Origin of the sequence: Kitasatospora sp. NPDC059327, assembly GCF_042752535.1 — a bacterium.
Taxonomy (GTDB): Bacteria; Actinomycetota; Actinomycetes; order Streptomycetales; family Streptomycetaceae; genus Kitasatospora.
In genome coordinates this window covers 24,515-40,890 of sequence record NZ_JBHYYB010000046.1, presented here as the reverse complement: position 1 = coordinate 40,890, position 16,376 = coordinate 24,515, and the positions used below count along the sequence as shown (strand labels likewise).

16 protein-coding genes are annotated in these 16,376 nt (G+C 71.3%); 4 read left to right on the top strand and 12 right to left on the bottom strand.

Annotated features, from left to right (window positions below; translation table 11 throughout):
- Nucleotides 1-14: 14 nt before the first annotated feature.
- From sufU to ACFXHB_RS25745, 7 genes are read right to left on the bottom strand one after another with little or no spacing between them, the layout of a single operon-like run.
- A complete protein-coding gene (gene sufU, locus ACFXHB_RS25775) occupies nucleotides 15-476 on the bottom strand; it encodes a Fe-S cluster assembly sulfur transfer protein SufU (protein WP_380576989.1) in 462 nt (153 codons plus the stop codon).
- 16 nt (nucleotides 477-492) lie between these two features.
- Nucleotides 493-1,776, bottom strand: a complete 1,284-nt coding sequence (locus ACFXHB_RS25770) for a cysteine desulfurase (RefSeq protein ID WP_380577017.1) — start codon at nucleotides 1,774-1,776, stop codon at nucleotides 493-495.
- Nucleotides 1,776-2,540, bottom strand: coding sequence for a Fe-S cluster assembly ATPase SufC (gene sufC / locus ACFXHB_RS25765; protein ID WP_380576988.1), 765 nt, complete (start codon nucleotides 2,538-2,540; stop codon nucleotides 1,776-1,778). The genes ACFXHB_RS25770 and sufC overlap by 1 nt, the downstream gene beginning before the upstream one ends.
- Nucleotides 2,541-2,546: 6 nt before the next feature.
- The gene (locus tag ACFXHB_RS25760) at nucleotides 2,547-2,864 is read right to left on the bottom strand and encodes a bifunctional 3-phenylpropionate/cinnamic acid dioxygenase ferredoxin subunit (RefSeq protein ID WP_380576987.1); all 318 of its coding nucleotides are present in this window, start codon (nucleotides 2,862-2,864) and stop codon (nucleotides 2,547-2,549) included.
- Nucleotides 2,865-2,869: 5 nt separating this feature from the next.
- Nucleotides 2,870-4,102 (bottom strand): Fe-S cluster assembly protein SufD, encoded by a 1,233-nt coding sequence (gene sufD, locus ACFXHB_RS25755; protein WP_380576986.1) that lies wholly within the window; start codon nucleotides 4,100-4,102, stop codon nucleotides 2,870-2,872.
- A 56-nt stretch (nucleotides 4,103-4,158) separates the two neighbouring features.
- Complete coding sequence (sufB, locus tag ACFXHB_RS25750) at nucleotides 4,159-5,574, bottom strand: Fe-S cluster assembly protein SufB (protein ID WP_380576985.1); 1,416 nt, start codon at nucleotides 5,572-5,574, stop codon at nucleotides 4,159-4,161.
- A gap of 9 nt (nucleotides 5,575-5,583) precedes the next feature.
- On the bottom strand, nucleotides 5,584-6,426 hold the full coding sequence (locus ACFXHB_RS25745) for a helix-turn-helix transcriptional regulator (RefSeq protein ID WP_380576984.1): 843 nt from the start codon (nucleotides 6,424-6,426) through the stop codon (nucleotides 5,584-5,586).
- A 278-nt stretch (nucleotides 6,427-6,704) separates the two neighbouring features.
- On the opposite strand from ACFXHB_RS25745, the gene ACFXHB_RS25740 reads away from it, so the two are divergent.
- Nucleotides 6,705-7,631, top strand: a complete 927-nt coding sequence (locus ACFXHB_RS25740; RefSeq protein WP_380576983.1) for an ABC transporter ATP-binding protein — start codon at nucleotides 6,705-6,707, stop codon at nucleotides 7,629-7,631.
- A gap of 47 nt (nucleotides 7,632-7,678) precedes the next feature.
- Complete coding sequence (locus tag ACFXHB_RS25735; protein ID WP_380577016.1) at nucleotides 7,679-8,398, top strand: ABC transporter permease; 720 nt, start codon at nucleotides 7,679-7,681, stop codon at nucleotides 8,396-8,398.
- A 597-nt stretch (nucleotides 8,399-8,995) separates the two neighbouring features.
- On the opposite strand, the gene ACFXHB_RS25730 is transcribed toward ACFXHB_RS25735, so the two are convergent.
- The 3 genes from ACFXHB_RS25730 to ACFXHB_RS25720 all read right to left on the bottom strand — a co-directional run bounded on the left by ACFXHB_RS25730 (nucleotide 8,996) and on the right by ACFXHB_RS25720 (nucleotide 11,349).
- Nucleotides 8,996-9,880: a YhjD/YihY/BrkB family envelope integrity protein gene (locus tag ACFXHB_RS25730; protein ID WP_380576982.1), complete on the bottom strand. Its 885-nt coding sequence runs from the start codon at nucleotides 9,878-9,880 to the stop codon at nucleotides 8,996-8,998.
- A 346-nt stretch (nucleotides 9,881-10,226) separates the two neighbouring features.
- Nucleotides 10,227-10,712 carry a DUF4231 domain-containing protein gene (locus tag ACFXHB_RS25725; protein ID WP_380576981.1) on the bottom strand — a complete coding sequence of 162 codons (486 nt, stop codon included), beginning with the start codon at nucleotides 10,710-10,712 and terminating at the stop codon, nucleotides 10,227-10,229.
- Between the two features lie 154 nt (nucleotides 10,713-10,866).
- A complete protein-coding gene (locus ACFXHB_RS25720) occupies nucleotides 10,867-11,349 on the bottom strand; it encodes a DinB family protein (RefSeq protein WP_380577015.1) in 483 nt (160 codons plus the stop codon).
- Nucleotides 11,350-11,516: 167 nt separating this feature from the next.
- Between ACFXHB_RS25720 and ACFXHB_RS25715 the strand changes: the two genes are divergently transcribed.
- Nucleotides 11,517-12,134, top strand: a complete 618-nt coding sequence (locus tag ACFXHB_RS25715) for an RICIN domain-containing protein (protein ID WP_380577014.1) — start codon at nucleotides 11,517-11,519, stop codon at nucleotides 12,132-12,134.
- 484 nt (nucleotides 12,135-12,618) lie between these two features.
- Here ACFXHB_RS25715 and ACFXHB_RS25710 read toward each other — a convergent pair whose 3' ends face one another.
- Nucleotides 12,619-13,341: an LAETG motif-containing sortase-dependent surface protein gene (locus tag ACFXHB_RS25710; RefSeq protein WP_380576980.1), complete on the bottom strand. Its 723-nt coding sequence runs from the start codon at nucleotides 13,339-13,341 to the stop codon at nucleotides 12,619-12,621.
- Nucleotides 13,342-13,642: 301 nt separating this feature from the next.
- Entirely contained in the window at nucleotides 13,643-14,992 is a 1,350-nt protein-coding gene (locus ACFXHB_RS25705; RefSeq protein ID WP_380576979.1) for a choice-of-anchor A family protein, read from the bottom strand.
- Nucleotides 14,993-15,290: 298 nt separating this feature from the next.
- Between ACFXHB_RS25705 and ACFXHB_RS25700 the strand changes: the two genes are divergently transcribed.
- Nucleotides 15,291-16,292 (top strand): heme A synthase, encoded by a 1,002-nt coding sequence (locus tag ACFXHB_RS25700; protein ID WP_380576978.1) that lies wholly within the window; start codon nucleotides 15,291-15,293, stop codon nucleotides 16,290-16,292.
- Nucleotides 16,293-16,376 lie beyond the last annotated feature (84 nt).

Genomic DNA, 16,376 nt, shown 5'->3' with positions numbered 1-16,376 from the left:
CCTCCTCTTCTGCTTCAGTCGTTCAGGTCGTTGACGGCGGGCTGCTCGGCCAGCGCCTTGGCGGTGGCGTCCTTCCAGGCCATCCAGCTGAGCAGCGCGCACTTGACCCGGGCCGGGTACTTGGAGACGCCGGCGAACGCCACCGCGTCCTCCAGCACCTCCTCGTCGCCCTCGCCCTGACCCTTGCTCTGCATCAGCTCCAGGAAGGCCTCCTGGACGGCCTGCGCCTCACCGACGGTCTTGCCGACCACCAGGTCGTTCAGCACCGAGGCGCTGGCCTGGCTGATGGAACAGCCCTGCGACTCGTACGAGACGTCCACGACCGTGGCACCGTCGAGCCGCACCCGCAGGGTGATCTCGTCCCCGCAGGTCGGGTTGACGTGGTGCACCTCGGCGTCGCCGTCCCGCAGCCCCTTGCCGTGCGGGTTGCGGTAGTGGTCCAGGATGATGTCCTGGTACATCGAGTCGAGCTTCATGTCGTGGGCCGTCCCGTCAGCCGAAGAAGTTCCGGACGTGGTGCAGGCCGTCGATCAGGGCGTCGACCTCGCCGGGCGTCGAGTACAGGTAGAACGACGCCCGCGTGGTCGCCGGAATTCCGTACCGCAGGCAGACCGGCCGCGCGCAGTGGTGGCCGACGCGCACGGCGATGCCCTGCTCGTCCAGCACCTGACCCACGTCGTGCGGGTGGATGTCACCCAGCGTGAACGAGATCGCGGCGCCGCGGTCCACGGCCGTGCGCGGACCGATGATCCGCAGGTCCGGGACCTCCAGCAGCCGCTCGACCGCGTAGGCGGTGATGGCGTGCTCGTGCGCGGCGATCCGGTCCATGCCGATGTTCGACAGGTAGTCGATGGCCGCGCCGAGCCCGACCGCCTGGGCGATCGGCGGGGTGCCGGCCTCGAACTTGTGCGGTGCCGGGGCGTAGGTGGACGAGCCCATGGTGACGGTCTCGATCATCTCGCCGCCGCCGAGGAACGGCGGGAGGTCCTCCAGCAGCTCCTGGCGGCCCCAGAGCACGCCGATGCCGGTGGGGGCCAGCATCTTGTGACCGGTGAAGGCGACGAAGTCGGCCTCCAGCGCCTGCACGTCCAGCACCATGTGCGGGGCGGCCTGCGAGGCGTCGATGACGACCAGCGCGCCGACGGCCTGGGCCCGGCGGACGATGGCCTCGACCGGGTTCACGGTGCCGAGCAGGTTGGAGACCAGGGTGAACGAGACCACCTTGGTCTTCTCGGTGATCAGCTCGTCGATGTTCGACAGGTCGAGCCGGCCCTCGTCGGTCAGCCCGAACCACTTCAGCTTCGCGCCGGTGCGCTGCGAGAGCAGCTGCCACGGGACGATGTTGGAGTGGTGCTCCATCTCCGTGATGACGATCTCGGAGTCGGCGTCCACCCGGTACGGCTCGTCCGCCCAGGTCAGCATGTTGGCGACCAGGTTGAGCGACTCCGAGGCGTTCTTGGTGAAGACCACCTCGTTGCGGCTCGGCGCGTTGACGAAGGCCGCGACCTTGTCCCGGGCCCCCTCGTACAGCGCCGTGGCCTCCTCGGCCAGCACGTGCACGCCGCGGTGCACGTTGGCGTTGTGCCGCTCGTAGTAGGCGTTCAGCGCCTCCAGCACCTGGCGCGGCTTCTGCGAGGTCGCGGCGTTGTCCAGGTACACCAGGGGCTTGTCCTCGTGCAGCAGGCGCTGCAGGACGGGGAAGTCCTTGCGGATCGCGTCGGTGTCGAGCAGACCCGGCAGACCCGTCGTCGGGCCACTCGTCTCGGGAGTATGGATCACTCGGAAGCGCCACCCTTCACGTAGGACTCGTAGCCCTCTTCCTCCAGCTTGTCGGCCAGCTCGGCGCCGCCGGACTCGACGATGCGGCCGGCCGCGAAGACGTGGACGTGGTCGGGCTTGATGTACCGCAGGATGCGGGTGTAGTGGGTCACCAGCAGGGTGCCGACCTCGCCGGTCGAACGGACCCGGTTGATGCCCTCGGAGACGACCCGCAGCGCGTCGACGTCCAGACCGGAGTCGGTCTCGTCGAGGATCGCGATCTTCGGCTTGAGGAGCTCCAGCTGCAGGATCTCGTGGCGCTTCTTCTCACCGCCGGAGAAGCCCTCGTTGACGTTGCGCTCGGCGAAGGCCGGGTCCATCTGGAGGGCCGCCATCGCCTCCTTGACCTCCTTGACCCAGAGCCGCAGCTTCGGGGCCTCGCCACGGGTGGCGGTGGCGGCGGTGCGCAGGAAGTTGGACACCGACACGCCCGGAACCTCGACCGGGTACTGCATGGCCAGGAAGACGCCGGCGCGGGCGCGCTCGTCGACGGACATCTCCAGGACGTCCTCGCCGTCCAGCAGCACCGAGCCGCCGGTGACGGTGTACTTCGGGTGACCCGCCAGCGAGTACGCCAGGGTGGACTTGCCGGAGCCGTTCGGACCCATGATCGCGTGGGTCTCGCCCTGCTTCACGGTCAGGTCGACGCCCTTCAGGATCTCCCGGGGGCCGTTCTCCGCCTCGACGGAGACGTGCAGGTCGCGGATTTCAAGGGTTGCCATATGTACTCAGGACTCCTGGTTGACGGAGACGAGCACATCGTCCCCTTCGATCTTTACGGGGTAGACAGGGACCGGCTTGGTGGCGGGCAGTCCGGAGGGCTTGCCGGTGCGCAGGTCGAAGCTGGAGCCGTGCAGCCAGCACTCGATCATGCAGTCCTCGACCTCGCCCTCGGAGAGCGAGACGTTCGCGTGCGAGCAGGTGTCGTTGATCGCGAACACCCCCTCGTCGGTGCGGACGACGGAGACGGGCACACCGTTGAGGTCGACGCGCCGGGGCACGTCCTCCTGGAGCTCGCTCAGCGCGCAGGCACGGAGAAAACTCATCGGCCTCAGACCGCCGCTTCCAGCTCGGCCTCGATCTTCTCCATGAGCTGCTCCTGGATCTCGGCGACGCCGATCTGCTGGACCAGTTCGGCGAAGAAGCCGCGCACCACCAGACGGCGGGCCTCGTCGGCCGGGATGCCGCGGGCCTGCAGGTAGAAGAGCTGCTCGTCGTCGAAGCGGCCGGTCGCGGAGGCGTGGCCGGCGCCGACGATCTCGCCGGTCTCGATCTCCAGGTTGGGGATCGAGTCGACCCGGGCGCCGTCGGTCAGCACCAGGTTGCGGTTGAGCTCGTAGGTGTCGGTGCCCTCCGCGGCCGCGCGGATCAGCACGTCGCCGACCCAGACGGCGTGCGCGTCCTGGCCCTGCAGCGCGCCCTTGTAGACGACGTTGGAGCGGCAGTGCGGGGTGTCGTGGTCGATGACCAGACGGTGCTCCAGGTGCTGGCCGGCGTCGGCGAAGTAGAGGCCGAACAGCTCGGCCTCGCCACCGGGCGCCGCGTAGGAGACCCGCGGGTGGATGCGGACCACGTCGCCGCCGAAGGTGACCACGACGGACTTCAGCGAGGCGTCCCGGCCGACCAGGGCGGTCTGCTGCGCGGTGTGCACCGCGTCGCGGTCCCAGTCCTGGACGGAGACGAAGGTCAGCTTGGCGCCGTCACCGAGCAGCAGCTCGACGTTGGCCGCGCGGGTGCCCGTGCCGGTGTGGTTGATCACCACGACGGCCTCGGCGAACGGCTTCACGTCGATCACCACGTGGGCGAAGCGGGTGCCGCCCTCGCCGTGCACGTCGATCTTCACCGGCTCGGTGAGCACCGTCTCCTTGGGGACGGTGACCACGAGCGCCTGCTCGAAGGCGCTGAACGCCTGGGCGGCGACCCGGTCGACCGGCTTGCCGGCCTTGCCCAGCCGGGCGTCGTCGCGGCCGACGGTCTCGGCGGTGACGCCGTCCGGAAGGCTCAGCTCGACCTTGTCGGCGCCCTTCTCCGCCTCGGCGGCGCTGCCGTCGTGCAGGCCGTTGAGTCGGTGCAGCGGGGTGAACCGCCAGTCCTCCTCGCGGCCGGTCGGCACCGGGAAGTCGCCGACCTCGAAGGAGGGCTTGACCGCGACGCGCGCGTCGATCGGCTGCTGGACGGTGGCACGGCCGGTACCGGGGCCGGCGAGCTGCGCGCCCGCGCCCGCGGTGCCGACCTCGATCGAACCGGCGGTCGTGGAGCCGGTGGGGGTGTTGACGTCAGCCATGGCTGTCGTGGTGCTCTCTTCCTAAGATTGCGGACTGGACTGCGTGCGGCCGTGCGTCAGCCGACGGAGCCCTCCATCTGCAGCTCGATCAGCCGGTTCAGCTCCAGCGCGTACTCCATCGGCAGCTCGCGCGCGATCGGCTCGACGAAGCCGCGGACGATCATCGCCATCGCCTCGAACTCGGTCATGCCCCGGCTCATCAGGTAGAAGAGCTGGTCCTCGCTGACCTTGGAGACGGTCGCCTCGTGGCCCATCGACACGTCGTCCTCGCGGACGTCCACGTACGGGTAGGTGTCCGAGCGGGAGATGGTGTCGACCAGCAGGGCGTCACAGAGCACGTTGGACTTGGCGCCCTTGGAGCCCTCGCCGATCTCGATCAGACCGCGGTAGGAGGTGCGGCCGCCGCCCCGCGCCACCGACTTGGAGACGATGTTGGAGGAGGTGTTCGGCGCCATGTGGACCATCTTGGCGCCGGCGTCCTGGTGCTGGCCCTCACCGGCGAAGGCGATCGACAGGGTCTCGCCCTTGGCGTGCTCGCCCATCAGGTAGACGGCCGGGTACTTCATGGTGACCTTGGAGCCGATGTTGCCGTCGACCCACTCCATGGTCGCGCCCTCGTACGCCACGGCGCGCTTGGTGACCAGGTTGTAGACGTTGTTCGACCAGTTCTGGATGGTCGTGTAGCGGCAGCGGCCGCCCTTCTTGACGATGATCTCCACGACCGCGGAGTGCAGCGAGTCCGAGGAGTAGATCGGCGCGGTGCAGCCCTCGACGTAGTGGACGTAGGCGTCCTCGTCGACGATGATCAGCGTCCGCTCGAACTGGCCCATGTTCTCGGTGTTGATCCGGAAGTAGGCCTGCAGCGGGATGTCGACGTGGACACCCTTCGGCACGTAGATGAAGGACCCGCCCGACCACACGGCCGTGTTCAGCGCGGCGAACTTGTTGTCACCGGCCGGGATGACGGTGCCGAAGTACTCCTTGAAGATCTCCGGGTGCTCCCGGAGCGCGGTGTCGGTGTCAAGGAAGATGACACCCTGCTCCTCCAGGTCCTCGCGGATCTGGTGGTAGACGACCTCGGACTCGTACTGCGCGGCGACACCGGCGACCAGGCGCTGCTTCTCCGCCTCCGGGATGCCGAGCCGGTCGTACGTCGCCTTGATGTCGGCGGGCAGGTCCTCCCAGGACTCGGCCTGCTTCTCGGTCGAACGGACGAAGTACTTGATGTTGTCGAAGTCGATGCCGGTGAGGTCCGAGCCCCAGGTGGGCATGGGCTTCTTGCCGAACAGCTTGAGGCCCTTGAGGCGGAGGTTCAGCATCCACTCGGACTCGCTCTTCTTCGCCGAGATGTCGCGGACGACGTCCTCGCTGAGCCCGCGCTTGGCGACGGCACCGGCGGCATCCGGGTCCGCCCAGCCGTACTCGTAGGTGCCCAGGCCTTCGAGCTCAGGGTGCGAAACGGTGTCAGTCATGCGAGCTTCCTAACGCGCGGACGCTGAATCTTCGGTGGACGTACCGGCAGTCGGCACTGCACCGGAACCCGGCCCCGCGGTGCGCAGGGAGGGCGACGATGCGGCACCGGGTGCCGGTACATAGGTGGTGCAGACCCCGTCGCCGTGGGCGATGGTGGCCAGCCGTTGCACATGGGTGCCCAGCAGTTGGGAGAAGACCTCGGTCTCCGCCTCGCAGAGCTGCGGGAACTGCTCGGCGATGTGCGCGACCGGGCAGTGGTGCTGGCAGAGCTGGGCGCCCGCCGGGGCTTTCGCCGCGGCCGACGGAACCCGCCGCACCGTGGCAGCGTACCCGTCGGCGCTCAGCGCCCGGGCCAGTGCCTCGGTGCGCTCACCGGCGGCGGCCTCGCGCAGGGTGTCCAGGTACTTCTCGCCCTGCTTGCCGAACCGGGCGCGGGCGAAGGCGGCGACCGCCTCCTCGCCCGCGGCGCCGCCGCCCACCGCGTCGGAGATCCAGCGCAGCGCGTCGGCCGCGAGCTGGTCGTACGCCTGGTAGAAGGCGTCCCGACCGGATTCGGTGAGGGCGAAGACCTTGGCCGGGCGCCCCCGGCCGCGACTGCCGTAGACCCGCTGCTCGCGGGCGTCGACCAGCCCGGCGGCGGCGAGGCCGTCCAGGTGACGGCGGACGGCGGCGGTCGACAGACCGAGCCGGCTCGCCAGGTCGGCGGCGGAGGAGGGGCCGTGGTCGAGGATCGATCGCGCGACCCGGTCCCGGGTCGCCCGGTGACCGTCGAGCAGCACCTCGGTCGCCGTCGCGGGCACGGCGCAGCCGGGGGCCGACTCGGCCTCCTGCTGCGTGGGGTGCTCGCGCATGTTTTTCACAACACGATTGTTGCGTAATTCCTTCCGAAGGGACAAGCCGTGATGCAGGCCTCACTCGTGTCATCTGTCACGCAGGTAAGCCTTACCTGACCTGCGGAAACGATCACGGGGGCGCCGTTCGGCCGGTCGACGGGGCCGTTCCGGGCCCGGCTCCCCGGGGCCCGCCGATCCGGAATCCCATCCTCCGCCACGCCCCGCCCACCGCGTCCACCGGCCCGGGCCCGGCCTCCCGGCCGGCCCGCGTGTTCGCTCCTCTTAGACTCGCCGGTATGCACTCCGAACCCGCGGTCCGGGTCACCGGGCTGGTCAAGCGCTACGGCACCAAGACGGCGGTGGACGGTCTCGACCTCACCCTCGCGCGCGGCGCCGTCACCGCCGTGCTCGGCCCCAACGGCGCCGGCAAGACCACCACCATCGAGACCTGCGAGGGCTACCGCCACCCCGACGCCGGCACCGTCCGGGTCCTCGGCCTGGACCCGGTCACCCAGGGCGCCGAGCTGCGGCCGCGGATCGGCGTGATGCTGCAATCCGGCGGCGTGTACGCGGGAGCGCGCGCCGTCGAAATGCTCCGGCACACCGCCAAACTGCACGCCGACCCGCTCGACGTGGACGCCCTGGTCGAGCGCCTCGGCCTCGGCTCCTGCGGCCGCACCACCTACCGCCGGCTCTCCGGCGGCCAGCAGCAGCGGCTCGCCCTGGCGATGGCCGTGGTCGGCCGGCCCGAGCTGGTCTTCCTGGACGAGCCCACCGCCGGCCTCGACCCGCAGGCCCGCCGCGCCACCTGGGAGCTGGTCCGCGACCTGCGCCGGGACGGCGTCACGGTGGTCGTCACCACCCACCACATGGACGAGGCCGAGCAGCTCGCCGACCACGTCGTGATCGTCGACCGCGGCAGGGTGATCGCCGAAGGCACCCCCGAGGAACTCTGCCGCGACGGCGCCGAGTCCACGCTGCGCTTCGACGGCCCGCCCGGCCTGGACCTCGCCCCGCTGCTCAAGGAGCTGCCCGAGGGCGCCACCGCCACCGAGGCCTCCCCCGGCGGCTACCGCATCGAGACGACCGTCGACCCGCGGCTGCTGGCCACCGTCACCGGCTGGTGCGCGGCCTCCGGCATCCTCCCCGAGCGGCTCGCCGTGCAGCGCCGCAGCCTCGAAGACGTCTTCCTCGACCTGACCGGACGGGACCTCCGCTCGTGACCTCCGTGGACTACTCGCCCAAGCCCGGCGCCGCCCCCGTCGGCCGGATGCTGCTCGCGCAGACCGCCTTCGAGACGAAGATGCTGCTGCGCAACGGCGAACAGCTGCTGCTGACCGTGATCATCCCGACGGTGCTGCTCGTCCTCTTCTCCGCCGTCGACATCGTCGCCGTGGAGGGCCCCGGCAAGCGCGTCGACTTCCTGGCCCCCGGCCTGCTCGCGCTGGCCGTGATGTCCACCGCCTTCACCGGCCAGGCCATCGCCACCGGCTTCGAGCGACGGTACGGCGTGCTCAAGCGGCTCGGCGCCAGCCCGCTGCCGCGCTGGGCGCTGCTCACGGCGAAGACCGGCTGCGTCCTGGTCACCGAGGCGTTGCAGGTCGCGCTGCTGAGCGTGATCGCCCTGGCGCTCGGCTGGTCCCCGCACGGCGATCCGCTCACCGTCGCGGCACTGCTCGTGCTCGGCACCGCCGCCTTCTCGGGCCTCGGCCTGCTGATGGCCGGCACGCTGAGGGCGGAGGCCACGCTGGCCGCCGCCAACCTGGTCTTCATCCTGCTGCTGCTGGCCGGCGGGGTGATCGTCCCGCTGTCGAAGTTCCCGTCCGCCGTCCAGTCGGTTCTGGAACTGACGCCGATCGCCGCCCTGTCCGACGGCCTCCGCTCGGTACTGCAGACCGGCGCCGGCGTGCCGTGGGCGGACCTCGGCATCCTGGCCGGCTGGGCGGTCCTCGGGCTGGCCGCCGCGGCCCGGTTCTTCCGCTGGGAGTAGCCCGGGCGGTCGGCCCCTCCTCTCCGGCAGGGAGGCCACCCGTCGTCGGGGGGCCACGAATACGGCCCGCAGCATGACCGTCGCGAGGCCGGCCAGGAACAGGGTGATCCCGCCGTAGAGCCACGGGTTGGCGATGCCGTCGAACCCGATGACGACGATCTGCTTCGGCCGGCTCGGGTGGTAGGCGACGTCGACCCGGTCGCCCGGGCCGAGCCGGCAGGCGTGGGGCTCGCCGGTGGCGCTCTGCGCCTCGACGGTCGTGCCGTCGGGGAGGTCGAAGCGGACCACCGGGATTGCTGGAGGACGCCGTCCCCGTCGGTGTCGGTCCGGATGTGCTCCACCCGGCCGTCGGCGCGAACGCCGCGGCCGCGGACCTGGTGCACCCTGTACGTCTCCCGCGCCGTGAAGCACGAGAGGGAGCCGAGGACGGCACCGAACACCAGAACGGCGGTCTCCATAGCCCCCGGAGCATAGGCGACACGACGGGCCGGGGCCTCGCCGGTCCCGCTCGGGCGGGTAGGCGGTGGCGGCCTCTGGGGTCGGTGGTGGTGCGCCGGTGGGCTGCGGGGCCCGGCCGGCCGACGCGCGTCCTGACGGTCAGGGTGCCTCCGGTCCATCCGGTTCGGCCGGTCCATCCGGGTCGCCCGGCTGCTTGGACCGGCGGTGGCGGGCGATCAGCTGCCGGGTGGTGTGCCACCGCGATCGCGCCTGCTCGATCACGGTGTGCCATTCGCGGCGGACCTCGTCGTCGGGCGGGCGCTCGCCCCTGGCGATGCCGACGAGCTCGTCGCGCACCTCCCGCCCGAGCGCGGCCGACCCCACGGTGACCAGCATGGCGCCGAAGAGCGCCGAGAGCGTCGCGAAGACGGCGCCCACCGCGCCGTAGCGGGTGGCCGAGGAGTTGAACAGGTGCGGCAGGTAGACCGTCGCGCCCACCGAGTACACCGACGTCAGCGCGCCCCCGACGACGCCGAACGGGAGCAGGGCCCGCCAGGTGCTCCGCCGCGCGGTGAGGATCCAGCCGCTCCAGACGAAGAAGGCCGCGGTCACCGGCGCCTCGACAGCGGCAGCCCCCAGTTGCAGGCGCCCGCGGCCGAGGAGGCCGTAGACCAGACCGGTGACCGTCAGGTAGCCGGTGAGCCCGGCCACCCACCACAGGTCGTTCAGCGTGTTGCGGACACTGAGCGGCCTCAGGTCCCAGGTCTGCTCGAACAGGCGCTGGACCGCCCGCGCGAAACTCAGCACCGAGATCACGAGGAACGCCGCCCCGAAGACGCCGACGGTCGCGGTCGTGCCGGACGACAGCGCGAACACCTGCCGGATGGCATCGGCGCCCTCGCCGGTCAGCTGGTAGCGGCCGATGATCCGCTCCGCCGTGTCCGTGTGCCCCGCGCGCGCCAGGATGGTGCTGGTGAGGATCGAGAGCGGAACGGTGGCCGCCAGCGCGCCGGCCGCCAGGGCCATCGAGCGGTCGAAGCCCACGAGCTTCTGGAAACGGCTGACGCAGCGCAGGGCGAAGGCCGGGCGCAGCCAGAACGTCAGCGTTCTGATGACGCGTTCGCGGCTGGTCAGGGCCGTGGTGCCCTCCTCGGATCTCCTCGGTCCCGTACTCGCTGCGAGCGTAGCCTGCCCGGCCTTCGGCGGAAGCCTGTGACGCGGCCGCGCCCCCGGCCCGGGAGGGCCCCGGGAAGCGGAGCGGCCCTCCCCCGGACGTGAGGGCCTTGGTGGTCGCGCTCAGCTGTCCGACGGTCCCTCGCTCGGACCGAGCGAGGGACCGGCCCGAGCGAGGACCCTCCACCCGGCGTGGAAAGTCGGACCCACCGACGGCTCAGTGGCCGCCCGGTTGGGCGGCCTGCGTGCGGCGGTCCTGGAGCCAGCGCTCGCTCTGCCGCGCCCACACGCCCTGGTACTCGTCGAAGATCGGCCGGAGCCGGTCCTGGGTGAGCTCGTCGGCGGGCGTCGAGGCGACGAGGTACTCCAACTCGGCGGCGAGGCGCTCGAACCGGTGCTGCGACTCCTCCATCAACACCCAGCGCGATCGCCAGTTGAAGAACGACTCGACGGCTCCCAGCAGGGTCACCACGGCCACGAGGGCGAAGCCCAGGCCGGCCCAGAAGTCCAGGTCCTGCAGGCCGAGGATGATCGTCGAGGCGGCGGACAGCAGGAGCGTCAGCACCTTCAGGGCCGAGGAGGCCAGGCGGAAGGTCTTCTTCTTCCTCCGGACGTGGAGACCGCCCTCCCGGATCCGCGCCAGGAGGTGACCGGCGGTCTCCACCGGTGTCGGCCCCACGTGCCCGGATCCGTCTGATTCCATCTCGCCCCCATCGTTGCCGTGCGCGACGCCCCCGCCGATCGCGACCGAAGGGTCTCACACCGCGACCACGGGGAGCGTCGCCGCTACCGGTCCGGCTGGGCACCGGGCCCGGGACGGGAAGCCGGCCACCGGGCCGACGCCGACCGGTCCGGTGCTACACCCCGGTGGTGCCGTCGATGCGCTCCCGGACCAGGTCGGCGTGGCCGTTGTGGCGGGCGTACTCCTCAATCATGTGGACGTAGATCCAGCGAAGGTTGACGTCCTGCTCCATGAAGCGACCCGTATCGGTCAGAGCGTGCGCGGCGCAGTGCTCACGGGCGCGGGCGATCTCCGCGCGCCACGTGTCGAGGGCGTCGCTCAGAGCGGTGCCCGCCGCCAGGTCGAACCCACCGTCGGGGCCGCTCGGATCGGCCTGCGGGTCGTAGATGGGCGGAGCCTGTTCCCCGGCGAACACGCGGCGGAACCAGTTCCGCTCCACCTCCGCCATGTGCTGGACCAGGCCGGTGAGCGTGACGCCGGACGGCGGCACCGACGCCGCGGCGGCCTGCTCGTCGTCCAGGCCCTCGCACTTCATGGCCAGCGTGGCGCGATGGAAGTCGAGCCAACCCTCCAGCGTCGTGCGCTCGTCGGCGTTCAGGGGCGCTCCGCCGACGGCGCCGCGAGCGCAACGTGGCGGACTTCCGGGGCTCGGCGGTGGAGATCATCGGAATCCGACGGCGATTCGTCCCGGGATTTCAGGTGTTGGCGCCGACCGCCCGGTTCCATCGCGCGCGAATAAACTTGTGGCGGTGGGGCGTGGCTGCCATGATCGGACCGTTTATGGCATCAGGGGAGAACGCCATGCGGGGGAATGTCCCGCTGTGTCCTCGCGCGATTACAGGGGGTTGGGAAATGCGGTCCAGTCTGAAGAAGAACGCGCTTCGCGCGGGTGTGGTGGCTGTTGGCGCCGGGCTGCTGATGGGTGGCCAGTCGGCGTCGGCCGTCTGGGGCGGCGAGGGCCCGTTCCGCTTCATCAACAACAGCAGTCTCAAGTGTCTTGAGGTGGCGGACTGGCGGACGGACGACGGCGCCCCGGTCCGGCAGTGGGACTGCAGCTCGGGCGACAACCAGCAGTGGCGCCTGGCGGACGCACCGGGTGGCTACGTCGGCCAGGTGTCGCTGATCAATGTGTACAGCGGAAAGTGCGTCTACTTCGACGGAGGCGGTCAGCCGGTCGGCGGCGAGCTGCTGAAGCAGTTCACGTGTGACAACACGCAGCGGTGGTCAATGGCGAGTTACGGCGGGTCCGCGTCCCGTATGTTCAGCGTCGAGAACATGAATATGGAAATCGGCGGATTCAGCAACGCTCAGGGTGCGCCCGCGCAGCTCTGGTGGAGGAACAGCGGCGCAAACCAGCAGTGGACCACGCAGCCCGCCGGCTGACGAATTCCTGCTGGCTCCGGCCGACAGTCGTCCACTGAACGCAGCCGCCCGCCGGGCCTGTGACCGTCCTCGGCCCAGCCGGACGGTCGTCCCCGCGGCGGCCGCGGCGCGGGCGGCCTCCGGCACGGTGAGGGTGACGACGGCGTCCTGCGGCGCGACCGGGGCGGGGCGCCGGAGACGAACGTATCGCGGTCGGTGGCGTAGACGTTCGGGCAGTCGTCGTCATCGCAGTTGGGACCGTTGACCCGACCGGTCAGCCTGGTCAACTTCGGATCACCGAGCATGGAAATCGCTCCCTTCGAACCGGCCGTCATGGCCGTCGGACATCGACGCCAGGGATCGCCGGAGGACCTGTCCACGCCGACCGGCCGACATTCCCGTGCTGGACTAAAGATCAAGAGCCGGCGCCACGACTCCACCACCCAGCACGGTGGCCCCCCGCTCGACGGTGCGAGCGGGGGGCCACCGGGACTACTCGCGGGCGTCAGCTCTCGCTGTCGCCGTTGCGGCGCCTGCGGGCGAGCAGCACGATCGCGCCGCCGAGGAGCAGGACGCCGCCGCCGGCCGCCGCGATGGCGGGGGTGGCGTCGCTGCTACCGGTCTGGGCGAGCACCGGGCCGGGGGTGGCGGTGCTGGGAGCCGGGCTGGGCGTCCGGGTCGGGGTGGGGGTCGGGGTCGCCGTGGGGGTGGCGGTGCGCGACGGGGTCGGCGTGGGGGTCGGGGTCTTGGTGGGCGTGGGAGTCGCCGTGGGCGTGGGAGTCGCCGTGGGCGTGGGCGTGGGCGTGGGGGTCGGAGTCGGAGTCGGTGTGGGCGTCGGGGTGGGCGTCGGGGTCTGGCAGACCTCGATCGTCTTGGTCTCCGTCTTGTTCCAGTCGCCGTTCTTCGGGTCCTCGGTGGTGGTGACCACGAAGGTGGCGCTGACCGGCTTGGCGTGGTCCTTCACCGGGTACGTCCCGTGGAACTCCTTGCCGAACTCCTTCTGGTCGAGCACCTTCTCGCCGTCGACGGTCAGGCTGACGACGTTCTTCACACCGCTCGCGTCGCTGTAGTTGGTCAGATCGATCACGATCTTGTCGCAGGTCACCTGCCACTTCGGCACATGTGCCGAGGCGCTGGTCGCCAGCGCCACGGGCAGCAGGACGGCGACCGCCGCCGTCCCCGCCAGTGCCGCGCTCCTGATACCGATCTGCCGCCGCTGTCGCGCCATTTCGTTGTCCCCTCCGAACGGTCTTGTGCAGCAGGCTTGTTGAGTGGTTGCGCGGTGGCCCGCCACGACTGTCCGGGGGACTCTACCGGCACCCCCGTACCTCCCCACACCCCGCCGTACGACCGGATTTCGACTGTCCGTCCGGCCCCGGTTGTGCAGGAGGCAGCCCATCACACCCGCCACCTCGCACAACACCGGTTCGGCCAACTTGAACGTATTCCGTCACAGTGGCCAAAAGAGTGCTGCCCCCGGCGGTCGAATCCGACCACCGGGGGCAGCACAACGGTCAGCCGAGGGGCCGTCAGGCCTTCCCGGCCGCCCGACGACGCGTGGCCACCACGATCGCGCCACCCGCGGCGATGACGACCGCGCCGCCGATCGCCAGCGGGACGACCGGGCCGGAGCCGGTGTGGGCGAGACCGCCCCCGGTGCTGGCCTCGGCCGACGGGCTGGCCGAGGCACTCGGCACCCCCGCCGCCGACGAGGACGGGGAGGCGGCGGCCGAGGGGCTGCCCGAGGCGCTCGGGCTCGGCTTGCCGGCCGGGGTGGACGGGCTGCCCGAGGCGCTCGGGGTCACCGAGGCACCCGGCGTGCCCGGCGTGCTCGGCGTGCCCGAGGCGCTCGGGGTGGTGCTCGCCGACGGCGAACCGGTCGGCACCACCGGGGGCACGGTCGGCACGGTGGTCGGCGGCACCTCGGTGGGCAGGCAGCCGGTGAACGGGTAGTGGTGCGTCTCCGCGCCGCCCTTGCCGGTCAGCGACTTGGCGATCACCGAGCCGTTGACCGGTCCGCCGCTGCCGAGGTCGAAGGCGGCGTTCGGCGCCAGCACGGTGCCGGCCCAGGCGGCCGCGCTGTTCTTGACCACCTTGGTGGCGGTCGGGAAGTTCCAGAGCAGCTTGGCCCTGACCGCCCCGCCCGCCGCGCTCTGCAGCTTGTCGTCCAGGACGTAGGCCTTCTTGCCCTCGTCCCACAGGTGGAAGCCGGTGGTCCTGGCGGCGGCCATGTCGTAGGCGTCACCGGTCACGGTGATCACGGTGACCGAGCCGACCGGCACCTTCACGAAGACGTCGGTGGCGCCCTGGAGGGTCGCGGCGCTGACGGTGAAGCTGTTGAGCTTGGCGTCGGCGGCACTCAGGTAGAGGCCCGCGCCCTTCGCCTCGACCGTGGCGCCGGCGGTCTGCGGCGCGGCGGCGAGCGCGGTGGCGGCGGCGCGCAGCTTGGCGAACTCGGCCTTGAAGTCGATCGGGGACGCGCCCTGGCTGATCTTGCCCTGGTGGGCGTCGACGACGGCGCCGGCGGCCTTCGAGCCGTAGACACCGTTGCCCTTCATCACCTGGGTGTTGTGTCCGGTGATCTTGCCGGCCACGACCAGCGCGTTGCCGCCGGGCAGCGCCGCCACCTGCTCCGGCGTCAGCTCCTGGCCGACCGAGAAGCCGCCGGTGAAGTCCGCGTTGCCGCCGACCGCCACCGCGCCTTCGGCGTCCGGCGTGTGGGTGTCGTCGCCCTCGATGAACTCACCGTAGAGGTTGGCGACACCAAGGTTCTGGCACTGCTGACCGGGCTCGGCCGCGTACGCGGCCGGGGCGACGAGACCGGCCAGGGCAAGGGATCCGCCGAGCGCGAGCGCGGCGGCGGGAGTGGGTATGCGCATGTGCAGGATCTCCGCTTACGTGCGGGGGGTGGGAGAGGTCCGGAAAAAGGTATGGACCAAACCGCACTCTTTCGGCCATCCGATCGATTGGTCAAGACCAATATCCGCTTTGTCCGAACAGTCCTGTTCCGGTCGGACGACACGCCGGACGACACGCCGCAGGACACTTCGCAGGGCCTGTCGCACCGACCGCCCCGGCGGCACGCACACCCCGCGGGCCCGCCACCCGCCCGCCGCGACCGGACCGCGACCCCGCCCCGCCCCAAGATCGGCTGTAAGGCCGCCTACGATTGACCCCGTGCCTACCCCCTTCTCCCTGCTCGCCGACCGCTGGCGGCCGTCCGCCGCCATGGTCCGGCGCGCCGCGTTCGCCGCGCTGGTGATGAGCGTGGTGATCGTCGTCACCGGCGGAGCCGTCCGGCTCACCGCGTCCGGCCTCGGCTGCACCACCTGGCCCCGCTGCACCGGCGAGAGCATCACGCCGACGCCCGAAATGGGCCTCCACGGGATCATCGAGTTCGCCAACCGGATGCTCACCTATGTGCTGAGCGCGGCCATCGGCTGGGCGATCCTGGCCGCCCGCTGCCACCGCCGGCCGTCGGCCGAGGGGTCCGCGCGGCCCTGGCGACGCAGCCTAACCAGGCTGGGCTGGGCCCAGTTCTGGCTGGTGATGAGCAACGCCGTGCTCGGTGGGATCACCGTGCTGACCGGCCTCAACCCGTACACCGTGGCCGCCCACCTGATCGCCGCGATGGCCCTGGTCTGGGTCGCGCTGCTGATGTGGGAGCGCTCGCGCGAGGGTGACGGCCCGCCGCAGCCCGCGGTGGCCCGCCCGATCATCCGACTGTCCTACGTCCTGGTCACCGTGATCGGCCTGCTGGTGGCGGCCGGGACGCTGGTGACCGGCGCCGGGCACCACCCGGGGACGCCCAAGGACAACAAGCTGGTGCCGCGGATTCCCCTCGACTACGACCGGCTCGCCCAGGTGCACGCCGACCTGGCGTTCGTCTCGGTCGGCCTGGCGATCGCGGTGATCTTCGTGCTCGCCGCCGTGAAGGCTCCGCCGGCCGCCCGCGCGCGGGCCCGCGAGCTGCTCGTGGTGCTGTTGGTCCAGGGGGTGCTCGGCTTCGTCCAGTACTTCACGGACGTCCCGGAGCTCCTGGTCGGTGTGCACATGCTGGGCGCCACGCTCACCTGGATCGCCGCCCTGCGCATCCCGCCGGCGCTGCGGGTCCGGGCGGACGAGGACGCGCCCGTCGTCCCGCTGCCCGCCCGGGCGGCGCAGACCGCCGCCGTCTGACACCCGACGCGCGGACACCGGCCGCACGCACGCGAAAGGCGCGCCCACCCGAAGGGGCCCCGGGATCACCCGGGGCCCCTTCGC